We start from the raw sequence: 15693 nt of genomic DNA on the forward strand, positions 1-15693 counted from the left end.
CGACGACGCGACCCGCCGGGCGGCGGCGTCGGCCCGTCCTGGAGGATGGCCGCGCCGCTGCCGGGCGTCCGCGCCGGTGCGCCGGATCTGGGCACGGGCCCGCGCCGCCGTGGGCCTGGTCGGCTCCGTCGGTCAGAGGTGCAGCATCTCCATCGCGCCGCCCACGCGCTGCGCGCCGATGCTCTCGAACAGCGTGATGGCCGCCTTGTTGAGATCATCGACCTCAGCGGACACTGACGTGATCCCGGATCGGTGCAACGAGCCCAGCATCTCGGCCAGCATCGCCCGGGCCAGCCCGCGACGCCGGTGGGCGGTCCGGACCGCGACGAGGCCCAGCCGCGAACGGCGGGGCAGCACGGCGACCCGGGTCTGCCCGATGTACTCCCCGTCCTGCACCGCGACGACGTACGCCGACGGGTCGATGACCCCGAGCGTCCCGTCCGGCCGGGTACGCATCTCCGCCGGCATGGACTGCCACCCGACCGTGGCGTCCACCTCCGCGCGCACCACCCGGTCGAGCTCCCTGAGCGGTTCCTCCTCGGCCTGTCCCATGGGGAGGATCGTCACGCCCGGCGGTGCCGGGACCCGGCCGAGCCCGGTGATCTCCGGGTCGGTGGGGACCCGGTACACCCGCTCCTGCCGGCACACCACGAAGCCGGCGCCGCGCCAGCGGGCCCGGGCCTCCTGGTCGTCCTCGTCCACCAGCGTGTAGACGGTGCCGGGGAGATCGGACAGCATCGTGGCGGCCAACAGCCCGAAGACCTCGTCCCGCCAGGCGTCGATGCCGAGGAACACCCGGCCGTCCGGCCGGCGCAGGGCGTCGCCGCGCCCCACGACCTCGTCGTCCTCGAGCGCGTGCCAGCGCAGGCCCTCGACGATCCGGGCGATCTCCACGATGTCCTTCTCCATGCCCCCAAATGTAGTTGCCGGGACCTATCGGCGGTTCGGGGGTGGCCGTCGCGGTGGCCGGCGAGATGGTGTACGCCGCCGGACGCACTACCCGACCGAGGGATGTCCGCCACCGGCCGGCGTTCTACGTTGGGCGAACACGGCCCGCTCACTGAGGATGGTGACTACCATGGCCAATCCGTTCGAGGACGGGTCCGGCGACTTTCTCGTGCTGCGCAACGACGACGGGCAGTACTCGCTGTGGCCCGGCTTCGCCGACGTGCCCGCCGGCTGGCGGGTGGAGGCCGGCCCCGACAGCCGCCCGGCCTGCGTGGCCCACATCGAGCGGTCCTGGACCGACATGCGCCCGACCTCGCTGACGGCGACGGACAGGTAGACCGCCCACCAGCAAACGGGAAAGGGTACCGCCATGAACGCACCGCTCCCGATCGACCGAGCCCCTTTGCCTTTGTTGGGTGTCACGGTCGTGGCGCTCGAACAGGCGGTCGCCGCGCCGATCGCCACCCGGCACCTGGCGGACCTGGGCGCGCGGGTGGTCAAGGTGGAGCGGCCCGACGGCGGCGACTTCGCCCGGGGATACGACCGGGTGGTCGGCGGCCTGTCCAGCCACTTCGTCTGGCTGAACCGGGGCAAGGAGTCCGTTGTCCTCGACCTCAAGACGGCCGGTGGTCGTCGGGTGCTGGGCGACCTGGTGGCCGGCGCCGACGTCTTCGTGCAGAACCTCGCGCCCGGTGCCGCCGGCCGGCTCGGCTTCGGGGCCGCGGACCTGCGGGCCCGGCACCCACGTCTGGTCACAGTGGACCTCAGCGGCTACGGAGCGACCGGCCCGTACCGCAACAAGCGCGCCTACGACATGCTCGTCCAGTGCGAGTCCGGACTGGCGTCGGTGACCGGGTCGCCGGATCGGGCCGCGAAGGCCGGCGTCCCCGCCTCCGACATCGCCGCGGGCATGTACGCGCTCTCGGCGATCCTGGCCGCGCTCGTCAGCCGGGGCACCACCGGCGAGGGCAGCGCGATCGAGATCTCGATGTTCGAGGCGACCGCCGAGTGGCTGGGATACCAGCTGCACTACACCCAGGCCGCCGGGCGCGCGCCGGGCCGGGCCGGCCTGTCCCACCCGAGCGTCGCGCCGTACGACGCCTACCCGACGGCGGACGACCGGGAGGTCCTCATCGGGGTGCAGAACGACCGCGAGTGGGCCCGGTTCGCCGCCGGCTTCCTGGAGCGGCCCGAGCTGGCCGACGACCCCGCCTGGTCCACGAACGTGGCCCGGGTGCGCCACCGCCGGGTGGTCGACGCGCTCGTCGCCGGGCGTACCACGACGATGGACGCCGACGAGGTCATCAAACGGCTCGACGCGATCGACGTCGGTTCCGCCATGCTCAAGGGGGTGCCGGACCTGCTGGCGCACCCGCAGCTCGCCGCGCGGGACCGGTGGCGGGTGGTGCGCACGCCGGGCGGCGACGTGCGCGCGCTGCTGCCCCCGTTCACGTTCGCGGGCGTGGAACTGCCGGCGGGCCCGGTCCCGGCGCTGGGCGAGCACACGGTGGAGGTGCTGCGCGGGCTCGGGTACGCGCCGGACGAGATCAGGGAGCTGACCACGCCCGGCGCGGCCTGACCTGCGGCACGTATTGGTCATCGATGCCCGCTGTTCGTCCGCAGGCTCTGCGGTTTCGTCGGGGGCCCTGGCTACAGTGAGCCCGCTGTGGACACGACCAGGGGAGTGGCAGTGCGGGCTACGGAGTGCGGCACCGACACCTCGGCTGCGACACGGCGGGACGAGGACACCCTGATCATTCCGTCCGACTGGCGCCAGGTGATCGTGCCCCGGCGGGGCGGCGTCCCCGGCCCGGAAATGCGGCCGAAGATGACCACGCCCCGGGAGTTGCTCGGCAGGGGCGCCGCGGCGATCGACCGGGTGCTCGACGGGATCAGCGGCGACCCGGACCGCGTCGCCGCCGCCCGGGTGTACCTGGCCGACGGGGTCGGTGCCGCCACCCCGGTGGGTGCTGCGGCGGTTCTGGCGGCCACGTTGTCCGTGCTCGGCTGGGAGCGGCCGGAGAAGACGGTCGCGCTCGCCGACGCCTGGGTGGCCGGGCGCGGGGTCGCCTTCGCGGCCGCGGCCCTGGCCGAGCTGGCCGATCTCGCCGCCCCCGCGCCCGGCGGCCGGGGGTTCGCCTCCGACCCCGGGCCCCTGCAGTGGCCACGGTGGTCGCCGGTGGCGTGCCGGGTGCGCGCCCACGTCGCCGCCGTCGGGGACACCGACCACGCCGAGGTCGTCCGGGCTCTGGAGGCGTTCCGGGGCGGCTCCGCGCGGCAGCGCGCGACGACCTCGTTCCTCGTGCCGACCGAGACCGCCTGGCCGGATGCCGACTGCCGGCGGTTCGGCGAGCACTCCGACGTGGTGGTGCGACTGATGCTGTGGTGCGCAGCCGGCACGGGAGAGCAGTTCCGGCTGGCGGCCGCGAAGCTGGCCATGCACGAGATCGGCGGCGACCTCGGGTTGCTGGTCACCGCGGCGGAGGGCGCCGGGGCGGCCGGCGCGGAAGCGCTCGCCCACATCCTGGTCGACATGATCGACAGCGAGCGGGGTGCCGCCGACGCCCGGCAGCGCGTGTTGTCGGTGCTCGCGGCGCTGCCCGGTGACGCGGCGATGGCGGTGCTCGTCGAACGGCTGGACCACAGGTATTTCGCCCCCGCGATGGCGGTCGCGGCCGAGCGGTTCCCGGTCCGGGCGGCGCGGCTACTGGCGGCGGCAGCGGCCATCGACTCCGGCGCAGGTCGCACGGCCGGGCAGCTGTTGCACGGCCACGCGCTCAGCCACCCTGATGCGGTCGAAGCCGCCCGACCCGCGCTGGGCGGCGCGGCGCGCGACGTGCTGGCCGTCCTCGTCGACCGGGCGGGATCGGTCCCGGCGACCGAGGCCGACGCGTTGCCGGCGATGCTGGTCAGCCCGCCGTGGACGCGACCCCGGCGGCGGACGACACCGGCGGTGCTCGACCTGCCCCGCACGTCGGCGGCGTCGATCGCGTGGACGGCCGGCGAGTGCGACGTCTGGATGTCCGCCCGGTCGAGCTCCCCGCGGTGGGATCCGAACCGGTCGTGGGAACAGGGCGTCGCCGAGTTCGCCGCCGGGAGGCTGCGGCACCACGAGGAGCAGGGCCTGTTCGCCGACGGGCCCGTCGAGCTCGTCGGCCCATGGGTGTCGGCGTGGCGGGTGGCGGACATGGAGGACGCCGCCGGGTGGATGCCGCGGATCGTCGCCCGGTTCGAGCTGGACGCGCTGCCGGTCGCCCTGGCCGCCGCGAGGTCCCAGCCGGCGACCGCGGCGGGTCTGCTGCTGCCGTACACCGGGCCGGAGGTCACCGAGTTCATGGTCCACGCGCTGGGGCTCAGGTCGGTGCGGTCCGTCGCGCTGGCCTGGCTGGCCCGGCACGCCGGCACCGTGGCGCACGCGCTCGTGCCCGACGCGCTCGGCAGGCCGGGTGCCCGGCGCCGCGCGGCCGAGCAGGCGCTGCTGCTGATCGCCACCCGGTCCGGCCGCGACCAGGTCACGGCGCCGGCGGCCGGCTACGGGGACGCCGCGGGTGCCGCGATCGGGGCGCTGCTGGCCGCCGACCCGCTGGAGACCCTGCCGTCCCGGATCCCGGCCCTGCCGGACTGGGCCGACCCGGAGACCCTGCCGCAGGTGCTGTCGCGCGACCGGACCACCGCCCTGCCACCGGCGGCCGTTGGTCACCTGTGCACGATGCTCGCGATCTCCCGACCAGGTGCGCCCTACGCCGGGATCGCGGTCGTGCGGGAGGTGGCCGATCCGCCGTCGCTGGCGGAGTTCGGCTGGGTGGTGTTCCAGCGGTGGTTGCTGGCGGGGGCGCCGACGAAGGAGAGCTGGGCGTTCGACGCGCTGCGCTGGCTCGGCGACGACGCCACGGTGCACCGGCTGGCCGCGCTGATCCGTTCCTGGCCCGCCGAGGGCGCCCACGCCCGCGCCGCGACCGGCCTGGACGTGTTGGCAGCGATCGGCACCGACGTCGCGCTCAGGCATCTGGACGGCCTCGCGCGGCGGGCGGCGTTCAGGGCACTCCGGCGGAAGGCCGCCGACCGGATCGGCGAGGTGGCCGCCGAGCGGGGCCTCACCGCCGACCAGCTCGCCGACCGGCTGGTGCCCGACCTGGGCCTCGACCCGCGGGGCGCCCTCGTCCTCGACTACGGCCCGCGCAGCTTCACGGTCGGCTTCGACGAACGGCTCAAGCCGTACGTGACCGACGGGTCGGGGGCGCGCCGCAAGGACCTGCCGAAGCCGGGCGCGCGGGACGACGCGGAGACCGCGGCCGCCGCGTACACGGTCTTCGGTGGGTTGCGGAAGGCCGTCCGCGCGATCGCCGCCGACCAGATCCGCCGCCTGGAGCGGGCCATGGTCACGCGGCGCGGCTGGACTGCCGCGGAGTTCGGCGCGCTGATTGTCGACCATCCACTGGTCGGGCGCCTCGCCGGAAGTCTGGTGTGGACGGTGGTGGACGGCGACGGCGGAGTGCGCGCGGCGTTCCGGGTCGCCGAGGACCGCACGTTCGTCGACGTCGGGGACGACGCGTACGCCCTGGCCGACGACGCCACCGTCACCGTGGCCCATCCGCTGTGCCTCGGCGACACCGTGGCCGCCTGGTCGGAGGTGTTCGACGACCGCGGGATCCCGCAGCCGTTCCCGCAGTTGGCCCGCGAGGTGTACGCGCTCACCGACGCCGAGGCCGGCGCGCGCACGCTCACCCGGTTCGGGCGTGCCGTGGTGCCGGTCGGCAGGCTCCTGGGGCTGGAACGGCGGGGCTGGCAGCGCGGCACCCCGCAGGACGAGGGGATCCAGGCCTGGATGCACATGGTCGTCGCCGGTGGCCGGGCGATCGTGGTGAATCTCGATCCGGGGATCGCCGCGGGCGCGGTCACCGAGCTTCCGGAGCAGCGCGTCGAGCACGTGTGGGTCAACGACGGGCCGACCGGCGACTGGTGCCCGCGGGGATCGCTGCGGCTCGGCGACCTCGACCCGGTCACCGCCTCGGAGCTGTTGCGGGACCTGACCGAGGTGACGGCGTGAAAACGGCGCGGCCACCAACGCGTTCGACGGCAACCCGAGATGAATCATCGGGCTGTTTATGGGGTACGGCCGTCGGCCGGCCGCGGCGGCTCCTCGGTATGCTCGGGGCTGGTTCCGAGCAGGTGAGGGGCGACGGTGCTGAAGGTTACCGGAACAGGCCACGCAGGTATGAAAATCACAACTGGGGCGGGCAGCATTCTCTGCGATCCCTGGGTGAATCCGGCATATTTCGCCTCGTGGTTCCCCTTCCCCGACAACTCCCAGCTCGACTGGGAGAAGCTCGGCGACACCGACTACCTCTACGTGAGCCACCTGCACCGCGACCACTTCGACGCGGCCCACCTGACCCGGTTCGTGAGCAAGAAGGCCACGGTTCTGCTGCCGGAGTACCCGACGAGCGAGCTCGAGGACGAGCTGCGCGCGCTGGGGTTCTCCTCGTTTCTCAAGACCGTCACCAATGAGGTGGTCGAGCTCGACGGCGGCCTGAAGATCATGATCCAGGCCCTGACCTCCCCGACCGACGGTCCGATCGGCGACTCGTCCCTGTGGGTGGAGTACGACGGCGTCCGGCTGCTCAACCAGAACGACGCGCGGCCGACGGACCTGCAACGCTTCACCGACCTGGGCCACGTGCACGCGCACATGATCCAGTTCTCCGGCGCGATCTGGTATCCGATGGTCTACGAACTGCCGCAGAGCGCGAAGACCGCGTTCGGCAAACAGAAGCGGGAGCGGCAGTTCGACCGCACCTTCCGGTACATCGACGATCTCAAGGCCAGCCAGGTCTTCCCGATCGCAGGCCCGCCGTGTTTCCTGGACGACAGCCTCTGGCACCTCAACGACATCTTCGGTGACGAGGGGAACATCTTCCCCGACCAGCACGAGTTCCTCATCGAGTACGCGAAGGTCGGCGGCGTCAACGCGCACGTCCTGCTGCCCGGCTCGGTGTCGAAGGTGACCGCGGCGGACTGCGAGACCAGTCACCTCGTCGACGATCTGGACGACTTCTTCGCGAACAAGGAGAGCCACCTCAAGGAGTACCGGGAACGGCAGCGGCCCGTCATCGAGGCGGCCAAGCTGACCTGGGAGCACCCGGAGATCGACGTCCTGGCCGGGATGAAGGAGCGCATCGAGCCGCTGCTCGAGGAGTCCCTGTACCTGGCCGAGGGCGTCGGGGGCCCGGTCCGGTTCGACCTGACCGACCCGGACGACGTGGTGATCGAGTCGATCCTCGTCGACTTCCCCGGCAAGCGCGTGGTCCCGGCCGCCGACGAGAAGGTGCGCTACCGGTTCCGCACGGAACGCCGGCTGGTGGAGCACCTGTTGTTCACCGGCGAGGTCGACTGGGCGAACTCGCTGTTCCTGTCGTGCCGGTTCTCGGCCGCGCGGATCGGCCAGTACAACGAGTTCGTGTACGCGTTCTTCAAGTGCCTGTCGGAGGAGCGCCTCCAGTACGCCGAGGGCTGGTACGACGAGCACGAGAACTCCACGGACGCCGAGGACATCACCCTCGACGGCTGGCAGGTGCAGCGCCGCTGCCCGCACCTCAAGGCGGACCTGACCCGGTTCGGGGACGTCGAGGGCGACACCCTGACGTGTCTGTTGCACGGCTGGAAGTTCGACCTGCCCAGCGGACGCTGCCTTACGAGCGCCGGCCACCACCTCCGGGCCAGCCGCGCGGAGTAGCGACACCGGCGACCGCCATGGTTCGCGTGTACGGTGCTGGGTGTGACAGAGAACGGGATGAAGTCCTCTATTCCACCGTGCGGAACCATGGTGGAACGAGCCGCTCTCGCGTTCTCGCTGGTCGAGTCCTGGCTCTTCAGCGAGCCGATGACCGAACTCTTCGCCGAGTTCGGGGGGAAGTTGCCGGAAAAGTGGTATCCGGTGCCCGGTGACGATGGCGTCGAGGCAGTGAAGGGACTGTCACCCGCACAGGCGGACGTCATGCGCAGAGCCGTAGTCGTGGAGAACATGGCCGCCGCAGACTTCGATTTCCGCTCTGTCGACGGCAAGCAGTACGGAGAGCGGTCCCAGGCCGGCGTCGCGGACTTCGACGCCGAACGCCGAGAGCGGGTGGCACGCCTCGCTGACCAACTCGGGCTGGTGACGCCGCGGCCCGCGCGGTTCAGCCGCTACGACAAGACGCTCGTCCTGGGCGCTGGCTACAGATCTCCCCAACTGCGGTCCCGGTACGCGGCGCAGGTGCAGGCGGCGGGCGTGGACCTGGGCGAACTCAGCTTTCTCGGCAGTCCGCGGTTCCTGATCGACGACCCGGCGGAGCTGCCGGTTGTCGAGGGGTTCGCGCCTGGCGCCCACGACGAATTCGACCTGATGATGGGCGCTGCCCGTACCGAGTTCGGGTTGACCACTGGCGAGGTCACATTCCTCTGCGGCTGCGTGGCGGCGGATCTCACGTGTCCGGCCTGGCGACACCGGGGCGCTGACGGTGTCGAAAAGACCCCGCCCGCCTATACGCACGAACGACAGGTCGAACTGTTCGACCGGGCTGGTCACATGGTCGGCTCGGTGCTGTCGGCGAGCACCAGCCGTCCGCCGCGCCGTCCCGACACCTCCGACACGTTCGCGCTGTGGGCCCGGTGCGCCGACCCTCGACCGGGCCAACGGGTGTTGGTGGTGACGACGCAGATGTTCGTCCCCTTCCAGAACTTCGACGGGATCCGGCGGCTGAACCTGCCGCACGGTGTGGAGGTCGACACCGTCGGTCTCGGGGCGGAGTGGGGCGACAGGCTGGAGACGGCGGAGAACCTGCTCCAGGAGACGCTGTCGGCGGTCCGCTCCGGCCGCCGTCTTCTGGATGCCGCCGCGGAGACTCTGATGTGTCCTCCCCGGGCGGAGTGAATCCGCCAGGCATAATGGGATGCAGTAGGCTCCCCGCTGTTTCTGAGTCTGGTTCACAATTCCACATCCCTCCGAACTCTTTCGACGATTTTCAACGGGTAAAAACTGTGCCAGGATGACCATGGCGCATTTATCCGCGTCGAACTCCATCCCCATGCGAACATCCGCGGGAGGAAGCCGTGTCGGTTCTTGTCGGCGTTCACGGGATCGCCAAACAGCAGTTGGGCCGCCATCAACTGATCGATCCGTGGCAGCGCGCCCTCGCCGACGGCATCGAGCGCGCTACTGGGCGGCGACACGGACTGCCGCCTCTGGACATGGCCTTCTATGGTGACGTGTTTCTGACACCTTCGGGATCCGGCAAATCCGGGGTCGATCCCGATGAACGTCTACTGGACGATCTGTCCGACGACGAGGTTTCCGAGCTGATGGCCGCCGCGGCTGAGGTGGTGCCAGTCGAACAGGACGTCGACGACGCCAAGGCGTACACGAAAGCTCCTCTCGCGCTTCAGCCCGCGCTACGGGCGTTGGACCAGCGGTTCGGCCCGCTCACGGGGAGACTGTATTTCGGTGAGCTGCGTCAGGTTCGCCGATATCTGTACGACAAGGACATCAAGGCCAGGGTGGATGCGGCGATGGCGGCCGCTGTCGGGCCGACATGCAGGATCATCGTCGCCCACTCGCTGGGTTCTGTGGTCGCCTGGGAATACGTTCGGCAGAATCCGGACCATCCGCTGGATCTCCTTCTCACCTGTGGTTCCCCCCTGGGGCTGCGCATGGTGCGGAGCCGGTTGCCGGAATTCGACGGAGAAGCCGGAGAGCGGCCCTCCCATGTGTCCAGGTGGGTGAATCTGCGCGATCCCCACGATCCGGTCGCTTGCGCCGGGGATCTGCGTCACTGGTGGTCAGGGGTCGGCGAGGTGTCGGTGAACAACCAGGGTGACGCCCACTCGGCACTGCGCTACCTCAGTAAGAGGGAAGCGGGAGAGGTGGTGGTCGCGGCGGCGCCCCAGTTGGCCGCTCTGTGAGCGATTCGATCGATGAGGAGATCCTCCACCGGCACTTCGTCGCCATAGCCACTTCCGAGTACGACGATGCGTCGATGTGGTCGCGGCTGCCGGGAGTCGGCGATGAGGTCGCGTCCATGAGCGGGTGGTTGTGCGACGAGGAGCTCGGCGCCCGTCGGTTCAGCCCGTCGGAGACCCAACTGGCCGAGAGCCCCACGCTTACCGAAATTCAAACATTTCTATATAGTTCAGGTACTGCCTGGACCACGTCCGATGCCGTTGTGGTCTTCGTCACCGGGCACGGATATAGGGACGACGCAGCGCACTGGACGGTGCTGAAAGCGACGGAGATAGCCCGGATCAACAGCACCGCGATCAAGACCGCAGACATCATGGCGGTGCTGGCCGAAAAGGGCGCGGAGCATGTCATGGTTATCTTTGACATGTGCTTCTCGGGCGGAGCCGCCGCCGAGATCGCGCGATTCAACAACGATCCGGCCAAGTCAATGCTGGTCCTGGCGAGTGCGACCAAGAATGAGGAGGCGCTGGTCGGGGGACTGACCTCGGCTGTCGCCGAATTTCTGGCCGAGGCGGCCACCATCGACAAGTTCAGCCACGGCCCGTACTTTCGCGTGGACGAGTTCCTGGACGCCGTCGCGATGCTGCTACCAGCGGGCCAGCAACTCGTCCCTCTGCACGCGCCGTTGTCCGCGCGGAGGACGTTCAGTCCGTGCCTGCCCAATCCCCGCTACCGGCCCAGATTCACGGCGCGGTACGCGCGTCAGGACCTCGTGATGAGCGTCGAGGAATTCGCGGCGAGTCAGAGCAGGCCGATCCTCATGAGCCGCCTGATCGAGTTCACCGCCGCGGCCCCCAGCACGATGGTGCTCACCGGTAGCGCCGGTTGTGGGAAGTCCTCCGCCCTGTCCTGGCTCGTCTCGCTGTCTGATCCGGACTTTCTCGCTGAAGCCGTCGAGGAGGTGGCCGACGTCCCCGACGGGCTCCGTCCTGAGAGGGGTGCCGTCGATGTAGCGGTGCGCGCGACGCGCATGTACCCGTATCAGGTTTTGGAGAAGATCTGTCGCGGACTGTCGGTGCCGCTGGGAGACCACGATGGCGAAGGCGCCGTGCCGCACCTGCTCGCGGCATGGTCGGAATGGCTGCGTTCCCACGGCAGACCCGTGACCGTGGTTGTGGACGCACTCGACGAGGCCAAGGATCCCGAGGAACTGATCACGGACGTCCTCTCGGAGCTCGAACGCCGCACCCCCCTGCCGCGGCAGGTACGGCTATTGGTCGGTGTGCGTTCGTATGAGAGTGACGAACGGGCGCCCGCCGCGCCGCTGGCGAGGACTGTCGCAGATTTCGCGGAGACGAAGCTGGGAGCAGCCCGGCTCCGCGCCGATCGGCCCCCGCTGTGGGAGCCGACGGACCTCGCCACCTACATCTCGCGTGTGCTGGTCGAGACCGGGGGCTCACCGCTGGAGCGGGCAGACCCAGGCGCGGTGCGCGGGTTTGTCGAGGTGATCGCCGAGAAGGCGGGTACCTCCTTTCTGTTCGCCAACCGGGCCGCCACCTCGCTCGCGGCCCGCGAACAACCCGTGGACGTCGACGACCCGGCCTGGCGGGCGTCTCTCGACGACGACATCATCGGTGTGTTCCGTGATGATCTGGAGAGATCATTCCCGGACCAGGTGAGCCGTGAGCGGATTGTGCACCTGTTGCGGGCGGTCGCGTTCGCGAAGGGCCGTGGGCTGCCCTGGAACAGAATCTGGCCGTTGGTCACCCACGCGGTCGCGAATCATCCTGACCACACCTACGGCGATGAGGACGTCCGCCGACTGCTGGAGTCGCGGGTGGCCGGATATCTGGTGACTGACACCGACGACGACACCACCGTCTACCGGTTGCGGCATGACACGCTGCGGACAACTCTGCGCGACCGTTGGCAAGACCTTCTGCCGCAGGAGGTTCGGCCTGCAGGGGCGGACCAGTCCATCGAGGCAGTGGAGGGTGGGATTGCGCTGGAGCTCTCCCGCCTCGCGACCCAGCCACGGGCGGGTCGTGACGACCTGGCACCTCAGCCGTACCTGCGGCGGCACCTCGCTGAACACGCCCATGCCGGCGGCGTTCTGACGGACCAGGTCATTCCCGATCAGTTGCTGCCCTATGTCGACGTCGTCGCACTGCGACGGATCGCGGAGGAGAGCCCGGTGGGGCGGGCCGGCAGAGGACTGTCGCTGTTGTCCGTCATCCGCAAGGTCAGCCACCAGTGGGACTGGGAGAGTCCTGGGCACAATGCCGCCGCGTTGGAGATGTGGGCAGCCGTGGACGGCATCGTCCTGCCGGATGCCCTGGCGAAGGGCAGCTGGCGGGTTCGGTGGGCCAGCCCGTCACGCGACAGCGGTGAGATCATTGCCAGGGGCGCGGCGCCCGTGTCGGTGGTGGCCGCTGCCACTCTTCCGGACGGGCGATCCCTGATCGTGGCTGCGGGTGTAGACCCGACAATGCGGCTATGGGACATCGCGACCGGTCCCGCTTCGGCCAGGCCACTGGTCGGGCACTCCAAGCCGGTCTTCGCCGCCGCCACCGACATTCTTCCCGATGGCCGGGCTGTGCTGGTGTCCGCCGGCGGGGACGGGACCGTCCGAGTATGGGATCTTGAGGCGGCGACACCAATGGGTGAACCGTTCGTGCTGGAACTCAGGTCGCTCGCGACCATGATCCTTCCGGACGGTCGGCTCGGGCTGGTGGCCGGACACGATGACGGTTCGGTTCGCGTGTGGGACATCGATGGCGCTGTGGCGGTGCCCGTCGGAGCACCGCTCGGCGGCCACGACGGTCCGGTGCTGGCTGTGGCGTTGTTGGCGCTGCCCGGCCGGATGGCGGCGGTCACGGGCGGTGACGACGGCACGGTGCGAAGGTGGGATCTGACCAGCGGGACGTCCGTCGGTCCACCGCTCCATGGACACGAGCGCCCAGTGACGGCGGTCGCGACCGCCATGCTGCCGGACGGCCGAGCTGTGGCGGTCACCGGAGGCGACGACGGCGTGGCGCGGCTGTGGAACCTGGCCGACGGCGGCTCGGTCGGCGAACCGCTCAGTGGGCACGACGGCCCGGTGACAGCGGTGGCGATGGCCGTGCTGAACGGTGACCAGGCGGTCGCCGTCACCGGTGGCGACGACACGACAGTGAGGCTCTGGCACCTGAGCGACGATGCCGCGACGTGCCGCGTCCTTGCCGGCCACAACCGTCCTGTGACGTCCGTGACTGTCGTGACTCTGCCCGGGCAGCGGGTCGTGGCCGTGACCGGGAGTTGGGACGCGACGACAAGAAGGTGGGACCTGGCCGACCTTTCCGCGAGCGACGATCGCCCAGTCCACGAGGGCTTGGCCACAGCGCTGGCCACCGCGGTTCTGCCCGAGGGGCTCGTGGCGTTGACCAGCCGCGACGACCAGGTGTGGGTCGGCGGCCTCGCGGACGACCCGTCGCGCAGATCGCTGGTCGGCCACGACCGGCCAGTATTGGCGGTGGCGACGACAACGGTGCCGGGGATCGGGGCTGTCGCGGTCACGGGTAGCTGGGACACGACGGTGCGCGTGTGGAGGCTGGACACCGCGGAGCCGTTGGGTCAGCCGTACGGAAAGGGGCACGGACCTGTCATGGCGGTTGCCGTGGCGGACCTGCCGGGCCTGGGGCGGGTTGTGGTTGCCGCGAGCTGGCACGACGCGCGGGTGTGGAACCTCCTCGATGGCACGCCGGCGTGTGCGCCGTTGGTCGGGCACAGTGGCCCGGTGCGGTGTGTGGCGACGGCGGTTCTGGGTGATGGGCGGGTGGTCGCGGTCAGTGGTGGCGATGACGGCACGGTCCGGTGTTGGGATCTCGTTGATGGTGCGCCGGTCGGTGAGCCGTTGGTTGGGCATGTGCTGCCGGTGCGGTGTGTGGCGACGGCGGTTCTGGGTGATGGGCGGGTGGTCGCGGTCAGTGGTGGTGGCGACGGCACGGTCCGGTGTTGGGATCTCGCTGATGGTGCGCCGGTCGGTGAGCCGTTGGTCGGGCATGTGCTGCCGGTGCGGTGTGTGGCGACGGCGGTTCTGGGTGATGGGCGGGTGGTCGCGGTCAGTGGTGGTGGCGACGGCACGGTCCGGTGTTGGGATCTCGCCGATGGCGCCCCGATCGGGGTGCCGCTGCCATGCCCGGTTGCCGTCACCGCTGTGTCTGTCGTCACGGCGGACAGCGGTGGCCCGAGTGTCGCGCTGGCAGGCAACGACTTCCTGGCGCACGTAGACCTTCCCACCGGCCCGTATTGGTGGCCATCGTCCCAACCCCAGGCGTGACCAGCGCCGACGACACCGCGACCAGAGAAGGCGGCCACCCCGATGAATGATCATGACGTGCGCGCGAGGTCGAGGGCCAAGGCTGCGGAGCTTCGGGGGCGAATTCAGGAAATGACGGATAGGGAAGGCTTAGGGGAAAGGGGTAACAATTCGACCCGGGCACTGGCTTACGCGCTGGTCGCTGTTGTTCAGGAGTACCTGGCCCGGCACTCTGGCCGAGAGGATGTGGAACTGTTCTTCGAGGTGCACGGTCGGGAGCCGGTCGACCTCACGTCATGGCCGGCGAACATCCTCGCCGATCTCACTCGGCATCAGATCCCCGCCGACGACCAGCGGGCCATCCACGAGAGCGCGGTGGAGACCGCGGCGAGATATGTCCGGTCGGCATCGCCGCTGGCCCGCGACTGACCTTCCGGTGGCCGGGGCTCTACCAGCCACCGGGTCCGCACTTTTCGGCGAGTGAGTAAGCTGATCAGTCGTGACCACGACATTTGCTGAACTCACCACGATGCGAGTCGGTGGGCCGGTCGGACGACTCGAGATCGCGAAGACCACCCCCGAGCTGGTCGACCTCATCCGCAAGGTCGACGATTCCGAAGACCCCTTGCTGGTGATCGGCGGCGGATCAAATATCGTGGTGGGCGATATCGGGTGGGATGGGACGGTTATCAAGGTCGCGTCGTCGGAGCTTCACATCGACGGTGAACTGGTCACGGCCGCAGCCGGCGTCGACTGGGACAGTCTCGTGCTCACCAGCCTCGGAGCCGGGCTCGCCGGCTTCGAACCGCTCTCCGGCGTCCCGGGTTCGGTAGGCGGCACCCCTGTGCAGAATGTGGGCGCGTTCGGCACCCTGACGTCCGACCTGATCGATTCCCTGTCCGTATTCGATCGCCATACCGGGCAGTTGGAGCGGTGGACCCCCGATCGCTGTGGGTTCGGCAGCCACCGGCAGTCCGTGTTCAAGCACAGCGACCGGTGGGTCGTCGTGGATGTGACGTTCCGTCTGCGACGGAGTGATCAGTCAAACCCGATTGAATACGCCGAACTCGCCCGCACCTTGGGTATCGAGGTGGGCGGAACCGCGGGCGTCGCGGACGTGCGCGACGCGGTCCTGACTCTCCGGCGCAACAAGCGGATGGTGCTTGACCCCGACGATCACGACACGTGGAGTGTCGGGTCGTTCTTCATCAACCCGGTTCTGGAGAAGGTGCCGGATCGGGCGAGCGAGTGCCCCCAGTACTTCGATATCAAGGGCACCAAACTCTCCGCGGGCTGGCTCATCGACCATGCGGGCTTCCCGCCCGGTTACGGTCACCAGTGGGGCAACGGGAAGGTGGCTCTCTCCAGCCGCCACGCGCTCGCGGTCACCAATCGGGGTAGCGCGACCACGGCGGACATCATGAAGTTCGCCGCGCATATCCGCGAGGGGGTCGAGGCGGTGTTCGACATCAGGCTCGGCCCCGAGTGCGACCTGGTGAACTGTTCCTTCTGA

General features: G+C 69.9%; 10 protein-coding genes. 9 read left to right on the forward strand and 1 reads right to left on the reverse strand.

Translation table 11 applies throughout. From position 1 onward, the window contains the following. Window positions 1–132 precede the first annotated feature (132 nt). The gene (locus IW245_RS38475) at window positions 133–909 is read right to left on the reverse strand and encodes a GNAT family N-acetyltransferase (RefSeq protein ID WP_197007969.1); all 777 of its coding nucleotides are present in this window, start codon (window positions 907–909) and stop codon (window positions 133–135) included. 169 nt (window positions 910–1078) lie between these two features. Here IW245_RS38475 and IW245_RS38480 point away from each other — a divergent pair, with 169 nt between their 5' ends. From IW245_RS38480 to IW245_RS38520, 9 genes are all read left to right on the forward strand, one after another. After that, window positions 1079–1285 carry an MbtH family protein gene (locus IW245_RS38480; protein WP_197007970.1) on the forward strand — a complete coding sequence of 69 codons (207 nt, stop codon included), beginning with the start codon at window positions 1079–1081 and terminating at the stop codon, window positions 1283–1285. 90 nt (window positions 1286–1375) lie between these two features. After that, the gene (locus IW245_RS38485; RefSeq protein ID WP_233472971.1) at window positions 1376–2527 is read left to right on the forward strand and encodes a CaiB/BaiF CoA transferase family protein; all 1152 of its coding nucleotides are present in this window, start codon (window positions 1376–1378) and stop codon (window positions 2525–2527) included. 111 nt (window positions 2528–2638) lie between these two features. Continuing rightward, window positions 2639–5995: a DUF4132 domain-containing protein gene (locus IW245_RS42525; RefSeq protein ID WP_197007972.1), complete on the forward strand. Its 3357-nt coding sequence runs from the start codon at window positions 2639–2641 to the stop codon at window positions 5993–5995. Between the two features lie 138 nt (window positions 5996–6133). Then, window positions 6134–7681 carry a Rieske 2Fe-2S domain-containing protein gene (locus tag IW245_RS38495; protein WP_197008920.1) on the forward strand — a complete coding sequence of 516 codons (1548 nt, stop codon included), beginning with the start codon at window positions 6134–6136 and terminating at the stop codon, window positions 7679–7681. 87 nt (window positions 7682–7768) lie between these two features. Beyond that, window positions 7769–8857, forward strand: coding sequence for a hypothetical protein (locus IW245_RS38500; RefSeq protein WP_197007973.1), 1089 nt, complete (start codon window positions 7769–7771; stop codon window positions 8855–8857). Window positions 8858–9036: 179 nt separating this feature from the next. After that, window positions 9037–9885, forward strand: a complete 849-nt coding sequence (locus IW245_RS38505; protein ID WP_197007974.1) for a hypothetical protein — start codon at window positions 9037–9039, stop codon at window positions 9883–9885. Next, the gene (locus tag IW245_RS38510) at window positions 9882–14201 is read left to right on the forward strand and encodes a caspase family protein (protein ID WP_197007975.1); all 4320 of its coding nucleotides are present in this window, start codon (window positions 9882–9884) and stop codon (window positions 14199–14201) included. Before IW245_RS38505 ends, IW245_RS38510 begins: the two co-directional genes overlap by 4 nt. A gap of 225 nt (window positions 14202–14426) precedes the next feature. Next, window positions 14427–14609, forward strand: a complete 183-nt coding sequence (locus tag IW245_RS38515; protein ID WP_197007976.1) for a hypothetical protein — start codon at window positions 14427–14429, stop codon at window positions 14607–14609. Window positions 14610–14679: 70 nt separating this feature from the next. Next, window positions 14680–15693 (forward strand): UDP-N-acetylmuramate dehydrogenase, encoded by a 1014-nt coding sequence (locus IW245_RS38520; RefSeq protein WP_233472970.1) that lies wholly within the window; start codon window positions 14680–14682, stop codon window positions 15691–15693.

It is taken from the genome of Longispora fulva (genome assembly GCF_015751905.1).
Classification (GTDB): domain Bacteria; phylum Actinomycetota; class Actinomycetes; order Mycobacteriales; family Micromonosporaceae; genus Longispora; species Longispora fulva.